General features: G+C 36.9%; 17 protein-coding genes. All 17 read left to right on the top strand.

Annotated features, from left to right (window positions below; genetic code table 11):
* Positions 1-26 precede the first annotated feature (26 nt).
* A complete protein-coding gene (locus ACQKMD_RS01790) occupies positions 27-473 on the top strand; it encodes a chemotaxis protein CheW (RefSeq protein WP_427749298.1) in 447 nt (148 codons plus the stop codon).
* A 16-nt stretch (positions 474-489) separates the two neighbouring features.
* On the top strand, positions 490-1,122 hold the full coding sequence (locus tag ACQKMD_RS01785; protein WP_427748927.1) for a chemotaxis protein CheC: 633 nt from the start codon (positions 490-492) through the stop codon (positions 1,120-1,122).
* 1 nt (position 1,123) lies between these two features.
* Positions 1,124-1,621, top strand: coding sequence for a chemotaxis protein CheD (locus tag ACQKMD_RS01780; protein WP_427748926.1), 498 nt, complete (start codon positions 1,124-1,126; stop codon positions 1,619-1,621).
* Entirely contained in the window at positions 1,618-1,962 is a 345-nt protein-coding gene (locus tag ACQKMD_RS01775) for a hypothetical protein (protein WP_427748924.1), read from the top strand. The genes ACQKMD_RS01780 and ACQKMD_RS01775 overlap by 4 nt, the downstream gene beginning before the upstream one ends.
* Before the next feature lie 92 nt (positions 1,963-2,054).
* A complete protein-coding gene (locus ACQKMD_RS01770) occupies positions 2,055-2,825 on the top strand; it encodes a FliA/WhiG family RNA polymerase sigma factor (protein WP_427748923.1) in 771 nt (256 codons plus the stop codon).
* Between the two features lie 15 nt (positions 2,826-2,840).
* On the top strand, positions 2,841-3,152 hold the full coding sequence (locus tag ACQKMD_RS01765; RefSeq protein WP_427748922.1) for an RNA polymerase subunit sigma: 312 nt from the start codon (positions 2,841-2,843) through the stop codon (positions 3,150-3,152).
* 8 nt (positions 3,153-3,160) lie between these two features.
* Complete coding sequence (locus ACQKMD_RS01760) at positions 3,161-3,733, top strand: hypothetical protein (RefSeq protein ID WP_427748921.1); 573 nt, start codon at positions 3,161-3,163, stop codon at positions 3,731-3,733.
* Between the two features lie 155 nt (positions 3,734-3,888).
* Positions 3,889-4,608: a 30S ribosomal protein S2 gene (rpsB, locus tag ACQKMD_RS01755; RefSeq protein WP_427748919.1), complete on the top strand. Its 720-nt coding sequence runs from the start codon at positions 3,889-3,891 to the stop codon at positions 4,606-4,608.
* A gap of 99 nt (positions 4,609-4,707) precedes the next feature.
* Positions 4,708-5,592, top strand: a complete 885-nt coding sequence (gene tsf / locus ACQKMD_RS01750) for a translation elongation factor Ts (protein ID WP_427748917.1) — start codon at positions 4,708-4,710, stop codon at positions 5,590-5,592.
* A gap of 86 nt (positions 5,593-5,678) precedes the next feature.
* Positions 5,679-6,404, top strand: a complete 726-nt coding sequence (gene pyrH / locus ACQKMD_RS01745) for a UMP kinase (RefSeq protein WP_038184190.1) — start codon at positions 5,679-5,681, stop codon at positions 6,402-6,404.
* The gene (frr, locus tag ACQKMD_RS01740; protein ID WP_427748915.1) at positions 6,404-6,961 is read left to right on the top strand and encodes a ribosome recycling factor; all 558 of its coding nucleotides are present in this window, start codon (positions 6,404-6,406) and stop codon (positions 6,959-6,961) included. The genes pyrH and frr overlap by 1 nt, the downstream gene beginning before the upstream one ends.
* A gap of 139 nt (positions 6,962-7,100) precedes the next feature.
* On the top strand, positions 7,101-7,886 hold the full coding sequence (locus ACQKMD_RS01735; RefSeq protein ID WP_427748913.1) for an isoprenyl transferase: 786 nt from the start codon (positions 7,101-7,103) through the stop codon (positions 7,884-7,886).
* 3 nt (positions 7,887-7,889) lie between these two features.
* Positions 7,890-8,684 (top strand): phosphatidate cytidylyltransferase, encoded by a 795-nt coding sequence (locus ACQKMD_RS01730; protein WP_427748911.1) that lies wholly within the window; start codon positions 7,890-7,892, stop codon positions 8,682-8,684.
* A 17-nt stretch (positions 8,685-8,701) separates the two neighbouring features.
* Complete coding sequence (locus ACQKMD_RS01725; protein ID WP_427748909.1) at positions 8,702-9,847, top strand: 1-deoxy-D-xylulose-5-phosphate reductoisomerase; 1,146 nt, start codon at positions 8,702-8,704, stop codon at positions 9,845-9,847.
* A gap of 47 nt (positions 9,848-9,894) precedes the next feature.
* The gene (gene rseP / locus ACQKMD_RS01720; protein WP_427748907.1) at positions 9,895-11,154 is read left to right on the top strand and encodes an RIP metalloprotease RseP; all 1,260 of its coding nucleotides are present in this window, start codon (positions 9,895-9,897) and stop codon (positions 11,152-11,154) included.
* A 37-nt stretch (positions 11,155-11,191) separates the two neighbouring features.
* Positions 11,192-12,898 carry a proline--tRNA ligase gene (locus ACQKMD_RS01715; protein WP_427748905.1) on the top strand — a complete coding sequence of 569 codons (1,707 nt, stop codon included), beginning with the start codon at positions 11,192-11,194 and terminating at the stop codon, positions 12,896-12,898.
* A 71-nt stretch (positions 12,899-12,969) separates the two neighbouring features.
* Positions 12,970-17,304, top strand: coding sequence for a PolC-type DNA polymerase III (locus ACQKMD_RS01710; RefSeq protein ID WP_427748903.1), 4,335 nt, complete (start codon positions 12,970-12,972; stop codon positions 17,302-17,304).
* Positions 17,305-17,387 lie beyond the last annotated feature (83 nt).

The raw sequence follows: 17,387 nt of genomic DNA, 5'->3' as shown, positions 1-17,387 counted from the left end.
TGAAATGATCGAAAGAGGTGTAAATGATGGTAAATACGCTCGATGTAGAAAGTTTGAAAGTAATTGTTTTTCAATTAGCAGATAAAGAGTACGCAATTCCCGTTAGTCAAGTTCAAGGAATTGAAAAAACAATGCATATTACACGTGTTCCAAAAACACCGAGATACGTGAAAGGTGTTATCAACTTACGAGGTGTTGTAACGCCAATCATTGATTTACGCGAACGCTTTGACTTGAATACTTCTTCGGATAATGAAACTACTAGAATCATTATTATTTCACTAGATGAAATGGAAGTAGGATTTATCGTTGATGCAGCAAATGATGTAATGGATATTCCGAAAGAATCCATTGAGCCACAACCTGAAGTGGTAGGTTCTTTAGAAGAGGAATTCATTTCAGGTGTTGCGAAAGTCGGTAAGCGCCTTCTTATTTTGCTTCATTTAGATAAAGTACTAAATACGTTAAAGTAAAGAAAGGTATGGACCTATGACATTTCATAATAAAATCACGTCATTACATTTAGATGTTTTAAAAGAGATTGGTAACATTGGAGCAGCGCATGCTGCTACCGCTCTTTCATCTTTATTAAATACAAAAATAGATATGCGTGTACCGAAAGTTGAAATGGTGTCATTTAATGAAATGATGGAAAGAGGTGGCGGTGCGGAACAAGTCGTCGCTGGTATCTATTTGAGAATTGAAGGAGATGCAAAAGGTGGGATGTTCTTTATTTTACCGATTGAACAAGCAAATCACTTCATTCAAAAATTAATTCGAGATGAAGGCTTTGATTTCCGTCAATCACCTATTCCAGAATTAGGTTTTTCCGCAATGCAAGAGCTCGGTAATATTTTATCAGGCTCATATTTATCAGCACTCTCGGATTTCACTAGTTTAAAAATTTATCCAACCCCACCTGCGTTAAGTATAGATATGTTTGGTGCTATTATCAGTTTTGGATTAATCGAAGTATCTCAAGTGAGCGATCATGTTATCGTGATTGATACAACGATTTATGAAGAAAGTATGGGAGATACAGAGACGGTTAGAGGACATTTCTTCTTGTTACCTGATCCCGACTCCTTTGAATCTATTTTTAAAGCATTAGGAGTTTCCTAATATGATAGATAGCCCTAGTGTAGTCAAAGTAGGAATAGCTCAGATGGATGTTGCAAAAGCACCTAATACAATCCGGACATCCGGATTAGGTTCGTGTGTAGGGGTAGTATTATATGATGAATCAAAAGGGGTAGCGGGGTTAATTCACGTGATGCTTCCAGATTCCCAACTTGGTAGAACAGACTCGATTAATGTGGCGAAATTTGCCGATACAGGTATTCCTGCCATGGTAAATCTACTGAAACAAGAAGGAATCCAACCTTTTAAGCTAAAAGCAAAAATAGCTGGAGGAGCGCAGATGTTCCAATTTACATCGAGTAGAGATTCTATGAGAATTGGACCTCGTAATGTAGAGGCAGTGAAGCTACAACTAAAAAAACTCTCGATACCTCTTATTGCGGAAGAGACTGGTGGTAGTAGTGGTCGAACGATTGAGTTTGATTTACAAACGACCAAATTAAATATTCGAACAGTAAATCAAGGAGTGAAAGATATATGATGGTTGGCTCAATTTTATGGAATTGTTGGGCTGCTTTGATTGGATTTTCGATTTATTTTTTCATGACATTCCAATCCTTTAAGACGCCAACGACGATATTATTTAACTCATTTATTATTGCTTTTGTCGTATTTTTAATAGCGTTTTTAGTACGTTTTATCATTGGATTTGTCTTTTTTTCACCACAATCAGAAGAATTTAACCTTTCTGAAGGTGAACTTGTAGTGAACAATGAACAAACAAAAGAGCAGCAGGCAAGTCAAATGAATAATAATATTGAAGAAAATGCTGAAGAAGTGGCAAAAGTAGTTCAATCCATGATGTTAGAAGACATCAAATGATCATGAATTGCTTGAAATAGCGGATTTTATACAGTAATGGATTGATATAATAGAGTTACAAATTGTACTTTACTAAATGGGAGGATTCGGCGATGCAACCAACTGTAAATGAAGAGCAGAAGCTTTGGAGTAGCTGGACTGCTGAACGAGATCCTCGTGCAGGAGACTTGCTAATACGAAAGTATATCCCATTAGTATCCTATCACGTACAGCGTATTAGTACCGGCTTACCTAAAAATGTTTCAAGGGATGAATTAACAAGCCTTGGAATGATGGGACTCTTCGATGCATTAAATAAATTTGATCCAACTCGAGATTTGAAATTTGATACATATGCATCATTCCGTGTTCGTGGTGCCATTATTGATGGTCTTAGAAAAGAAGATTGGCTTCCGCGTTCTGCCCGTGAAAAGGCGAAAAAATTAGATGCACAAATTGAATCGTTAGAGCAACGTTTAATGCGTCATGTAACACCAGAGGAAATTGCTGTTACTTTAGACGTACCTGTCGATGATATTTATCAAACAATGCAGGAACACTTTATTTCAAATGTATTGTCAATGGACGAGCAATCTCAAGAACAGGATGAACAAGAAGGGAAATCATTTGTTATCCGTGATGATTCTGTTAGAACACCTGAACAAGAAGTTGTGAAAATGGAATTGTTAGGGGATCTTGCGGACAATATATTAAAATTAAATGAGAAAGAGCAACTTGTATTAAGTCTGTTTTATACAGAAGAAATGACTCTTACAGAAATTGGGGAAATGCTAGAGCTTTCAACTTCGCGTATTTCACAAATCCATTCAAAAGCATTATTTAAACTGAGGAATCTATTATCATCTGAAATGCAAAATGCATAAATGGGGGCATGTTGTATGAGTTTAAAAGGTGTCGAGCTTCAAATAGCAATTCCAAAAACATTTGAAGCTGGTAAAATGGCTGATCAAGCACAACAACAAGTAAACACAAACCAAGACTTAGCTAATGCTGCTTTGCAACGCCAAATTGAACGCAATCGTACTTCTGTATTGGAATCCGAGAGTACAGATGAGATTAAAGATGAAGATCCATCTACGAACAGTCAAACAGGTAATGCCAAGAATGGTAAGAAGAAGCATGAGTCAGAAGAAGAGAACGAAAAAGCTAAACATCCATATAAAGGTCAATTTGTGGATTTTAGCGGTTAGGAGCAACAATGGTAGCTGCAATACTTGTCTTTTTATTTATGGCGCAAATCATCAGCTTCTTTTTAATTATCATGCTATATACTAAGCTTTCTCGTTTTAAAGATATCGAAATAAAACAAGAGCGCTTAAAAGATGATATGGATAACGCTGTTGGTGCCTATTTGGCTGAAATGCGTGATGAAAACAATCGATTAATCGAAGAACTTTCCAATATTAATATAATGGAAAAAGCAATCAATAGTGAACCGGTAGTACAGCTGATGGAAGAAAAAAAAGATGCAGTTGTACCTGTAAGCGGACAAGAGAAAAAAAGCGAAGAAGCTATTTTGCTACCAACATTTAGTGCATCAAAAAACGTTGCAGCAAAAGCATACATGCAGAACCAATCACAACCAACAAAAAAACAGCAACCTTTTGAAGAAGTTCATCGATCCGTAGAAGGGACCGCATCAAATATAGAACTTTCGGTAGAAGAACAAGTCCAAGAACTATATTCTCAAGGACGATCAATCGAAGAAATTGCAAAATACTTGCAAAAAGGTAAAACTGAAATCGAACTGTTACTTAAGTTTAAACGCTAAATTTGTTGCAGTTGAAAATAATGTGTGATATAGTAGCAAGTGGTGTTACAATACACACGTATTCTGATGTATGGAGCAGGTGCTCTTTTAATAGAGTTACTCTTACAAATGACGAATACGGAGGACAAAAAAACCATTTTCAGGAGGAAACACAAATGTCAGTAATTTCTATGAAACAATTACTTGAGGCTGGTGTACATTTCGGTCACCAAACTCGCCGTTGGAACCCAAAAATGAAAAAATTCATTTTTGTTGAACGTAACGGTATCTACATTATCGATTTACAAAAAACTGTTAAAAAATTAGAGGAAGCTTATGACTTCATGCGCCAAGTTGGTGCTGATGGCGGTAAAGTGCTTTTCGTTGGTACGAAAAAACAAGCACAAGAAGCTATCAAAGAAGAAGCAGAGCGTTCTGGTAACTACTATATTAACCAACGTTGGTTAGGTGGTACTTTAACTAACTTCGGTACAATTCAAAAACGTGTTGCACGTATGAAACAAATCGAAAAAATGGAAGAAGATGGCACTTTCGAAGTTCTTCCTAAAAAAGAAGTTGTTCAACTTAAAAAACAACACGAACGTTTAGTTAAATTCTTAGGCGGTATCCGCGACATGCAAGGTATCCCTGATGTTATGTTCGTAGTAGATCCACGTAAAGAACGTATTGCTGTTGCTGAAGCACGCAAACTAAACATCCCTCTTGTAGGTATTGTTGATACTAACTGTGATCCAGATGAAATCGACTACGTTATTCCTGCAAATGACGATGCAATTCGCGCTGTTAAATTATTAACTGCAAAAATGGCAGACGCTTTAATTGAGTCTAAACAAGGTGAAGAAGAAGCTCCAGCTACTGAAGCTGCAGCAGAGTAATTCACAAGTAAGAAACAGGTGATAAGCGGCTAAACCCTCTTATCGCCTTTTTTTGAGAAAATAAAATTCATAACATGATTACACAAGGAGGAACTAACAATGGCAGTAACTGCACAAATGGTAAAAGAATTACGCGAAAAAACTGGTGCTGGTATGATGGATTGTAAAAAAGCATTAGTACAAGTAGACGGAGATATGGACGCAGCAATCGACTTCCTACGCGAAAAAGGTCTTTCTTCTGCAGCTAAAAAAGCGGATCGTATTGCAGCTGAAGGTACAACTTTCATTTTAGAAGAAGGAAACGAAGCTGTACTAGTTGAAGTAAATGCTGAAACTGACTTCGTTGCTAAAAATGTAGGCTTCCAAGTTCTTGTAAAAGAATTAGCAGCGCATCTTCTTGCTACTAAACCTGCTTCAGTTGAAGCGGCTGTAGAATCTACTATGGAAAACGGCTTAACAGTAGCTGATCACATTTCAAATGCGATTGCTAAAATTGGTGAAAAGATCACTCTTCGTCGTTTTGAAATTGCTACAAAAACTGATGCTGACTCATTCGGACCATACCTACACATGGGCGGTCGTATCGGCGTATTAACTGTAGTTGAAGGTACAACTGATTCTTCAATTGCTAAAGATGTAGCTATGCACGTTGCAGCTTTAAACCCTAAATACATTACTCATGACCAAATTTCTCAAGAAGAAATCGATCACGAGCGTAAAGTATTAACTGAACAGGCTCTTAACGAAGGTAAACCAGAGAACATCGTAGCTAAAATGGTTGAAGGTCGTCTTCGTAAATACTTTGAAGAAATCTGTGTTCTTGACCAATCATTCGTTAAAAACCCAGACCAAAAAGTTGGCGATTTCGTTAAAGCTGCTGGCGGTACTTTAAAATCATTCGTACGCTATGAAGTGGGCGAAGGTATTGAAAAACGCGAAGACAACTTTGCTGAAGAAGTAATGAACCAAGTTAAAGGTAACTAATTAATATACATTTAATATATCAAACTAGGGAGCACAGCTTTTCGTGTTCCCTATTTTTCAAGAAAAAAGTATGACGGAGGTTTCCAATGAGTGTGCCACAATACAAAAGAGTCGTCATCAAATTAAGCGGTGAGGCTTTAGCAGGGGATCAAGGCTTCGGACTTGTACCTAATATCGTAAAATCAGTAGCAGAACAAATTAAAGAAGTTGTGGATCTAGGTGTAGAAGTTGCCCTTGTTGTTGGCGGCGGTAATATTTGGAGAGGTAAAATCGGTAGCGAAATGGGTATGGAACGCGCAAATGCGGACTATATGGGTATGCTAGCTACAGTGATGAACGCTTTAGCATTACAAGATTCATTGGAAAATCTTGGTGTCGAAACACGTGTGCAGTCTTCAATAGTTATGACACAAGTAGCGGAACCTTATATTCGTCGTAAAGCAGTACGCCATTTAGAGAAAAAACGCGTAGTTATTTTTGCGGCGGGTACAGGTAACCCTTACTTCTCTACAGATACAACAGCTGCATTACGTGCTGCTGAAATTAATGCAGATGTAATTTTAATGGCGAAAAATAATGTAGATGGCGTCTATTCAGCTGATCCAAAAACAAATGCAGATGCAGTAAAATATGATAATCTGACATACTTAGAAGTTATTCAACAAGGATTGCAGGTAATGGATTCTACTGCTTCAACACTTTGTATGGACAATGATATCCCACTCATAGTATTCTCTATAATGGAGAATGGAAATATTAAACGTGCCGTTCAAGGTGAAACTATTGGCACAGTTGTTAGGAGGAATTCGTAATGCCTAAAGAAGTGATGACTCAAGCTAATGAGAAAATGATAAAAACTATTAACGCGTATTCTCGCGAACTAGCTTCAATTCGTGCTGGACGTGCGAACGCTTCACTATTAGACCGAATTTCAGTTGAATATTACGGTGCACCAACACCAATTAATCAATTAGCAGGTGTATCTGTTCCTGAAGCTCGTCTTTTAGTCATTCAACCATATGACAAAACCGTTCTAGGTGACATCGAAAAAGCACTAATGAAATCAGATATTGGTATTACACCAACTAATGATGGGAATGTTATTCGTTTAGCAATTCCTGCTTTAACAGAAGAGCGTCGAAAAGAGCTTGTAAAAGTCGTTAAAAAGTCTGCTGAAGATGCTAAAGTTGCAATCCGTAACGTGCGTCGTGATGCAAATGAGGATTTCAAAAAACTCGAAAAAAATGGCGATATTACAGAAGACGATTTACGCGGCTATGCTGATGATGTCCAAAAGGCAACAGACGAAAGCATTGTAAAAGTTGATGAACTTGCTAAAGAAAAAGAGAAAGAAATCATGGCAGTTTAATTTCAAGAACCTTGTTTTCTAAAAGACGTCCTAACTAAGGGGACGTCTTTTTTTTAACAAGATTAAGGAAAAGAATTCTTATTTTTGATATGATAGATGAAGTATACGTTCCGATTTGTAAGCTAGTGGAGGATTCTAAATGTTGAATAAACTCGTATGGAGAAAATCAGATAAACAAAATCGAAATTTACAGGAACGAATTTCGGATATGGCTGGAGAAATTGTACCCAAGCACATTGCTATTATTATGGATGGTAATGGTCGTTGGGCAAAAAAACGTGCAATGCCACGTGTAGCTGGTCACCATGAAGGTATGAAAAATGTTCGTAAAATTACAAGGGCTGCAGATGCGATTGGCGTGAAGGCTCTTACTTTGTATGCATTCTCAACTGAAAATTGGAAGCGACCGAAATTGGAAGTGGAGTTTTTGATGCGCTTACCTGAGGAATTTTTAACTTCGTTTTTACCCGAACTCATGGAACTGAATATTCGAATCGCGATGATTGGAGAAATGAACTCTCTTCCTGAACATACACAAAATGCTGTAAAAAAAGCGATGAAAGACACGGAAAAAAATACAGGTATGGTATTAAATTTTGCACTTAATTATGGTAGTCGATCTGAGATTGTATCAGCGGTACAACAATTAGTTCAGAAAGCTCAAAATGGTGAAATTGCTGTGGAAGATATTACAGAAGATAGTATTTCAACGCATTTAATGACTAATGAGTTACCAGAACCTGATTTATTAATTCGTACAAGTGGAGAGATTCGTTTAAGTAATTTTATGCTTTGGCAGCTAGCATATACTGAATTTTGGTTTACTGACACGCTCTGGCCGGATTTTGACGAACATTCACTTATAGATGCGGTGAACGATTATCAAAAACGTAATCGTCGATACGGAGGATTGAAAGGGGAATAAAACGTGAAACAGCGTATTATCACAGGCGTTATTGCTGCTGCGCTATTTATACCATTTGTTGTTTTGGGAGGACTTCCATTTTCGTTATTAGTATATGCGATGGCAGCAGTTGGTCTGTATGAAATTTTACGAATGAAAGGCATTTCGCTGTCTTCAGTGCAAGGCATTTTAACATTATTAACAATGTTTATTTTGCTAATGCCAAATGATTGGGAAGCAAAAGTTCTAGAAGTAACATCTTATTCGAAAATGGAATTTCTATTTCTAGGTGCGATTCTATTGCTAATTTATACAGTCCTAATTAAGAACAAGTTCACTTTTGATGATGTAGGATTTGTTATAATAAGCGTGCTTTATGTAGGTATGGGTTTCCACTATTTGATTGAAACACGAATAGAAGGGTTAGAATATGTTATCTATGCCTTAGTTATCGTGTGGACAACTGACTCAGGAGCTTATTTTGTAGGGCGCAAGCTTGGAAAAAATAAATTATGGCCAGAAATTTCACCGAATAAAACAATTGAAGGGTTTGTAGGTGGGATTGTTACAGCTATTCTCTTTGCAATACTATTCCAGCTGATTGTTGGTATTGAAACAACGTATGTCACATTAATTATGGTATCAATTATTGCTTCTATTTTTGGTCAAATGGGTGACCTAGTAGAATCAGCGATTAAACGTCATTATGATGTAAAAGACTCAGGTGAAATATTACCTGGACATGGCGGTATTTTAGACCGTTTTGATAGCTTATTATTTGTATTACCATTGTTGCATTTCTTGCACTTTGTTGGATGAAGAAGGAGATTATTTTGATGAAATCAATTAGTTTACTAGGCGCAACAGGATCCATTGGTATTCAAACTTTGGATATTGTGAAGGACCATAAAGATTCGTTTCAACTTGTAGCCTTCTCAGCAGGAAAAAATATCGAAAAAACACGTGAAATTGTAACGGAATTTAAACCTCTAATCGTTTCAGTACAGCTTGAGGAAGATGCAACAGCTTTGCAAAAAGATTTTCCAAAAACTGATTTTGTATTTGGGACACAGGGCTTAATAGACGTAGCTACTTGCCCAGAAGCTGATGTGTTAGTCAATGCCGTATTAGGAAGCGTTGGTTTAGAGCCTACACTCGCAGCGATTAGAGCTAGAAAGAATATTGCTATTGCTAATAAGGAAACATTAGTAACCGCGGGTCATATAGTAATGTCGGAAGCTAAAAAATATGGCGTGGCAATTCTACCAGTAGACAGTGAACATTCGGCTTTATGGCAATCAATGCACGGCGAGAATCGCAAAGATATCTCTCGTTTAATATTAACTGCTTCAGGTGGTAGTTTCCGAGATCAAACGCGTGAAGATTTGAAGAATGTTTCTTTAAAAGAAGCCTTAAATCATCCAAACTGGTCAATGGGAGCTAAAATTACAATTGATTCAGCAACATTGATGAATAAAGGGCTTGAAGTCATTGAAGCGGCAGTGTTATATGATGTGGATTATGATAATATTGACGTGTTAATACATAGAGAAAGTATTATTCACTCAATGGTTGAATATCATGATACTAGTATTATGGCTCAACTAGGGACAACTGATATGCGAACACCAATTCAATATGCACTTAGTTTTCCAGAGCGATTACCACGTTCAACCGCAGAACGTCTTGATTTGGCGAAGATATCTCAATTACATTTTGAAAATGTAGATTTAAAACGTTTCCGCTGCCTTGATTTCGCATATCAAGCAGGTCGAATGGGAGGGACAATTCTTACAGCCATGAATGCGGCAAACGAAGCAGCTGTTGGAGCATTTTTGCAAGAGAAGATTAAATACTTGGAAATTGAAGATCTTATTGAACGAATTATGGACAAACACGTAAACATTTTACAACCTGATTTAGAAACTATTTTACACGTAGACAAAGAAACGAGAAAATCAGTTCAAAGCATGATAAAATAACTACAGGATTGAATGATATTTTTTCAAGCTGAAGAAGGTGGGATTCCATGCAATCAATTATTGCATTCATAGTAGTGTTCGGCTCAATTGTATTCTTTCATGAGCTAGGTCACTTTATTTTTGCCAAACGTACAGGGATTTTAGTTAGAGAATTTGCAATAGGCTTTGGTCCTAAAATTTTATTTATTACAAAAGGTGAAACACTGTATACGATTCGATTACTTCCACTTGGAGGTTATGTACGTATGGCTGGCGACGATATGGATAATATCGAGTTACAGCCTGGCTACAGAATCGGTATGCAATTGAATGACAAAGATGAAATTGAAAAAATCGTTTTAAATCAAAATAAGCAACTACCAGATATGCTGTTCTTGGAAGTTGAAAAAGCAGATTTACAAAAGGAATTGTGGATTGAAGGCTATGACGAAGACGAAAATCTTGTGCGTTATGTAGTAGCACGCGATGCAGTTATTAATGAAAACGGCACTGAAACAATTATTGCCCCTTATGATCGCCAGTTCAATTCAAAATCATTAGGTAAACGTGCAATCACAATTTTTGCAGGTCCATTATTTAACTTTATTCTTTCGTGTGTAATCTTCATTGTTATTGGATTAGTACAGGGTATTCCAACTAATGAGCCAATTATTGCTGATGTAGTAAAAGGTAGTCCAGCTCAAACTGCTGGTATAGCAAAAGGAGACATCGTTACAGCTATAAATGGTAAAGAGATTGATACTTGGCAAGAACTATCTGAAGCTATTCAAAATAGCCCGGAAAAAGAAATGACTTTGGATGTACAACGCGGGGAAGAAAAAGCTCGAATTACATTAACTCCAAAAGAAGTTGTAGTTAATGAACAAAAAATGGGACAAATAGGTGTACAATATTCAAGTCCAATGGAAAAGAATCCACTTAAAGCATTCTCATACGGTGTGGAACAAACTTATACATGGACAATGAAAATCTTTGAATTATTAGGTATGCTTGTAACTGGTAAATTTACACTGGATGCATTATCTGGACCTGTAGGTATATACAAAGCAACTGAAGAAGTAGCTAAATATGGTTGGACAAATGTCATGAACTGGGCAGCTATTTTAAGTATCAACCTAGGAATCATGAATTTATTACCATTACCAGCTTTAGATGGTGGACGACTATTATTCTTCGGTTTTGAAGCTATACGTGGTAAACCGGTTGATCGTCAAAAAGAAGGTATGGTTCACTTCGTTGGTATAATGTTGCTAATGATTTTAATGATTGTCGTTACTTGGAACGATATTCAAAGGTTCTTCTTTTAATAAGTAATTATAAATAACGCAAAAAGGTGTGGTTTTTATGAAACAAAGCAAAACATTTATTCCAACCTTACGTGAAATACCTGCTGATGCTGACGTTAAGTCTCATCAGCTATTATTACGCGCAGGTTTTATACGTCAAAATACAAGTGGTGTCTATTCATATTTACCACTAGGTACAAAAGTACTTAAAAAAATAGAACAAATTGTTCGCGAAGAAATGGAAGCAATCGATGCTGTCGAACTGTTAATGCCTGCTTTGCAACAAGCTGAGCTATGGCAAGAAACTGGACGTTGGGAAGCATACGGGCCAGAGTTAATGCGTTTAAAAGACCGTCATAACCGTGATTTTGCATTGGGAGCTACACACGAAGAAGTTATTACTTCTTTAGTTCGTGACGAAGTAAAATCTTATAAAAAACTACCATTAACACTTTATCAAATTCAAAATAAATTCCGTGATGAAAAGCGCCCTCGTTTTGGATTATTACGTGGTCGTGAATTCGTTATGAAAGATGCATATTCATTCCATGCTACACGTGAAAGTTTAGATGAAACATATAATGATATGGTAAAAGCTTATACGAATATTTTTACTCGCCTTGGCTTGAACTTCCGCTCAGTTATCGCAGATTCAGGTTCAATAGGTGGTAAAGATACACATGAATTTATGGTATTATCTGAAATTGGAGAAGATACAATTGCTTTCTCAGATGAATCAGGTTTTGCTGCGAATATTGAAATGGCTGAAGTAAACGTAGAGTATAGTCATTCAAATGAAGATATGAAAGAACTTGAAAAAGTTTCTACACCTGACCAAAAATCAATCGATGAGATTGTTGAATTCTTAAAAGTATCACCTGAATCTTGTATTAAATCATTAGTATTTAATGTAGATGACGAACTAGTTGTTGTATTAGCTCGTGGAGATCATGAAATTAACGATATTAAATTAAAAAACGCACTTGATGCACAATCTGTTGAATTGGCAGATGACAAAGTTATCTTCGATTTATTAGGTAGTCATGTTGGTTCTCTAGGACCTGTAAAACTACCGATTAATGTAAAAGTTATTGCGGATAATGCTATTAAATCTATTCGTAACGGGGTATGTGGTGCAAATGAAGATGGCTTCCACTATATCAATGTAAATCCAGGGCGTGACTTTGCAATTGATCGTTATGAAGATTTACGCTTTATCCGAGTGGGCGACCCATCTCCAGACGGTAAGGGGACAATAAAATTTGCCGAAGGTATTGAAGTTGGACATGTATTCAAACTAGGTACAACATACAGCGACTCAATGAAAGCAACTTTCTTGGATGAGAATGGACGAGCTCAATCATTTATCATGGGTTGTTATGGTATCGGTGTATCTCGTGCTCTAGCTGCAGTTGCAGAACAATTCCAAGATAGCTATGGTTTTGTTTGGCCAAAACAAATTGCGCCGTATGATATTCACTTAATTTCAGTGAATGAAAAAGATGAAGCACAAAAGAACTTAACTGAGGAAACGTACAAATTGTTACAATCATATCGTTATGATGTGTTATATGATGATCGTAAAGAACGTGCGGGCGTTAAATTCGCAGACGCAGATTTAATTGGTTTACCAGTACGTGTTACAATTGGTAAAAAAGCTTCAGAAGGTATTTTGGAAGTGAAATTTAGACAATCGGGTGAAACATTCGAATGGGCTAAAGAAGAGTTAGTCGATCGCTTGAATAACTTTTTTCACGCTGAGTAATGTCGAATGAGTCATGAGGGGAAGTACTTTAATGTACTTCTTTTCTTTTTTTACAGAAGGTAGGTGGGAATATGACGAATGAGCAAGATGCAAAGTTGAAATTTCAACTACTGCTCCAACAAATTGATTTAACTGAAGACGTGTATATGCCTTATTTTGAAGCTGCAGAATTAGCTAGAATGACCGTACACAAAAAAGAACGCGTTTGGCGATTTTCGCTCAAACTGGCTGCAATCTTACCATTTCGTGTATATCGCGAATTTGAAACACGCTTAACAAAAGCATTTTCGCAAATTGCACAAATTGAATTAGATATTGAAGCTCCGCAACAAACAATTATAAAAGAATTAGTGACAGATTATTGGTTAAAAGTAATCGAAGACATCGATGAACTATCACCACCATTACGGGAAGGTCTAGTGAAACAGCTGCCGGAGTGGAATGGTCAGAAAATGATGATCACATGTCAGCAAGAACTAGAAATGATGACACTTAAGAAGAAATATACAGATATTATTGCAGACGCTTATGAAACATACGGATTCCCGCATATGGCAATTGATTTTCAACTAAATGAATCAACTGAAGCTTTAGCAGAAGCTCAAATTGCCTTTTTAGAACAGCGCCGTCTAGAAGAGGAAGCTTTTGCTAAAAAAGCGGTTGAGGATATGCAAAAGCGTGAAAAAGAACGCAAGGATAATCCGAGTGGTGTAGACGTTTCAGACCGTCCATTCCAACTAGGAATTCCAATAAAGCCGGATGAAGCAATGATGGAGATTCAACAAATTCAAGATGAAGAACGTCGTATCACTATTGAAGGATTTGTTTTCGATGCAGAAGTGAAAGAGTTACGTAGTGGTCGATCTCTTTTGACATTGAAAATTACTGACTATACGGATTCTATTTTAGTGAAAATGTTCTCTAGAGATAAAGAAGACGCTGCACTTATGCAGCAGGCTAAAAAGGGAATGTGGGTAAAGGCACGTGGATCCGTTCAAAATGATACATTTGTTCGTGATTTAATTGTTATGGCACAAGATATTATGGAGATAAGCCCTATCTTACGTAAAGATACTTCCCCAGAAGGTGAAAAGCGTGTCGAGCTACATCTTCATACGCCGATGAGCCAAATGGATGCTGTTACATCTGTTGAAGCGCTAGTCGCGCAAGCTGCAAAATGGGGACACCCTGCAATTGCAATCACAGATCATGCTGTTGCTCAATCTTTTCCAGATGCTTATAATGCGGGTAAGAAGCATGGAATTAAAATTTTATACGGTTTAGAAGCCAATTTAGTAGATGATGGTGTACCTATTGCATATGATGAACAGCACCGCTTACTTGAAACAGATACATTTGTTGTTTTTGACGTAGAAACAACCGGGTTATCTGCTGCATACGATACAATTATCGAGCTTGCCGCTGTTAGAATCGTGAATGGTGAAGTTGTTGATACCTTTGAGAGTTTTGCTAACCCTCATCATCCCCTTTCTGCAACAACCATCGAACTAACAGGTATTACTGATGATATGGTCAGAAATGCACCAGAAGTTGTAAATATGATAAAGAAATTCCATGAATTTATTGGTGATGGAATTGTTGTTGCTCACAATGCATCATTTGATATAGGTTTCTTATATGAGGCCTATAAAAAAGCGGGTATTGATGAGATGCATCATCCTGTTATTGATACGTTAGAGTTAGCGCGTTTCTTACATCCTGAAATGAAGAACCACAGATTAAATTCTTTATGTAAAAAGTTCAATATAGAACTAACGCAACATCACCGTGCCATTTATGATACAGAAGCCACTGGATTTCTACTTTTACATCTCTTAAAAGAAGCAGATGAAAAAGGGATTAAGTATCACGATGATTTTAACAAAAACATCGGTGGAGGCGATTCATATAAACGAGCTCGTCCTACACACTGTACAATTTTAGCTACTGATAATATCGGTCTGAAGAATCTCTTTAAACTGATTAGCTTTTCACATACGCAAACTTTTTACCGTGTCCCTCGTCTTACACGATCAATGTTAACGAAGTACCGAGAAGGTTTAATTATTGGTTCTGCTTGCGATAAAGGGGAAGTTTTCACAACAGTTATGCAAAAATCAATGGAAGAAGCAGAACAAGTTGCAAAATTCTATGATTATTTAGAAGTGCATCCAAAAGCTGTGTATTCACATTTGATTGATAGTGAGCTTGTACGTGATGAATGGAATTTAGAAGATATCATCCGTAAAGTAGTTAAGTTAGGGAAAAAATTAGACAAGCCTGTTGTAGCAACAGGAAATGTCCACTATTTAAATGAGAATGATGCTATATTCCGTCAAATTTTAATACGTTCACAAGGTGGGGCAAACCCATTGAATCGTCATACGTTACCAAAAGTGCATTTCCGTACGACTAACGAAATGCTAGATGCATTTGCTTTTTTAGGTGACGACATTGCAAAAGAGATTGTAGTAACAAACCCTCAGAAAATTGCAAAAATGATCGGTGATGTGAAACCAGTAAAAGATGATCTTTATACACCTAAAATTGAGGGTGCTGATGAGGAAGTACGTAATATGAGTTATGATATGGCACATTCAATTTACGGGCCTAACTTACCAGAGGTTGTTGAAGCTCGTCTTGAAAAAGAATTAAAATCGATTATTGGCCACGGATTCGCTGTTATTTATTTAATTTCCCATAAGCTTGTAAAGAAATCATTAAATGATGGTTATCTGGTAGGTTCAAGGGGGTCGGTCGGTTCATCACTTGTTGCAACAATGATGGAAATTACTGAAGTAAACCCTTTACCACCACACTATGTATGTCCTAATTGTCAGCATGCAGAATTTTTTGATGACGGTTCGGTTGGTTCAGGTTTTGACTTACCAAATAAGGATTGTTCTGAATGTGGTAAACCTTATCAAAAAGACGGCCACGATATTCCTTTCGAAACCTTCCTTGGATTTAAAGGAGATAAAGTTCCCGATATCGACCTTAACTTTAGTGGTGAATATCAACCACAAGCCCACAACTATACGAAAGTATTATTTGGTGAAGAATATGTGTATCGTGCAGGAACAATTGGTACTGTCGCAGAGAAAACTGCTTATGGCTATGTAAAAGGATATGCAAGTGACCATAACTTAAATTATCGTGGTGCAGAAGTTGATCGACTTGTACAAGGGTGTACGGGAGTTAAACGAACAACAGGGCAACACCCTGGCGGTATTATCGTAGTGCCTGATTATATGGATATTTACGATTTCTCGCCTATTCAGTTCCCAGCAGATGCACAAGATTCTGAATGGAAAACAACTCATTTCGACTTCCACTCAATCCATGATAACGTCCTAAAACTGGATATACTTGGGCATGATGATCCGACAGTTATTCGTATGTTACAAGATTTATCAGGGATTGATCCTAAAACAATCCCTACTGATGACACAGAGGTTATGCAAATTTTCAATGGTCCAGAGTCACTTGGGGTAACAGCAGAGCAAATTAATTGTAAAACAGGTACTTTAGGTATTCCTGAGTTTGGTACACGATTTGTTCGTCAAATGTTAGAAGAAACAAAACCGTCTACATTCTCAGAACTTGTCCAAATTTCTGGATTATCTCATGGTACCGATGTTTGGTTAGGAAATGCTAGTGAGTTAATCCAAAATGGTACTTGTGTGTTATCAGAAGTAATCGGTTGTCGAGATGATATTATGGTGTATTTAATCTATCAAGGATTAGAGCCATCATTAGCCTTTAAAATTATGGAGTCAGTGCGTAAAGGGAAAGGCTTATCAGAAGAATTTGAAGCAGAGATGAAAGCAAATAAAGTACCTGGATGGTACATTGACTCATGTAAGAAAATCAAATACATGTTCCCAAAAGCTCATGCTGCTGCGTATGTATTAATGGCAGTGCGTATTGCATACTTTAAAGTACATTTACCAATTCTTTATTATTGTGCATACTTTAGTGTCCGTGCTTCAGATTTCGATCTTATCGCTATGGTGAATGGTTCGCAGATGATTAAGTCAAAAATTGATGAAATTGATGCAAAAGGGTTAGAAGCTTCTACGAAAGAAAAGAGCTTGCTAACTGTCCTTGAACTTTCTTTAGAAATGTGCGAACGCGGTTATCATTTCCAAAAGGTTGATTTGTATCGTTCAAATGCAACGGAATTTGTTATCGATGGTGATAGTTTAATCCCTCCTTTTAATGCAATTCCAGGTCTTGGTAACAACGTTGCATTTGCCATTGTAAAAGCTCGGGAAGATGGCGAGTTCTTATCAAAAGAAGATTTACAATTACGTGGACGTGTATCGAAAACATTAGTTGAATATATGGATAAACTAGGTTGTTTAGAAGGTATGCCAGATGCTAACCAACTCTCTCTGTTCTAGGGTTTATTTGCATTTTAGGCTATAATGTGCTATCATTTATTTAATTAATTTGTTGATAGAACACCAGCAAAAGAGTGGGATTT

Origin of the sequence: Viridibacillus sp. NPDC096237 (assembly GCF_050278625.1) — a bacterium.
GTDB lineage: Bacteria > Bacillota > Bacilli > Bacillales_A > Planococcaceae > Viridibacillus.
The sequence above is the reverse complement of the archived record's forward strand: the minus strand, read 5'-3'. Positions and strand labels throughout refer to the sequence as shown.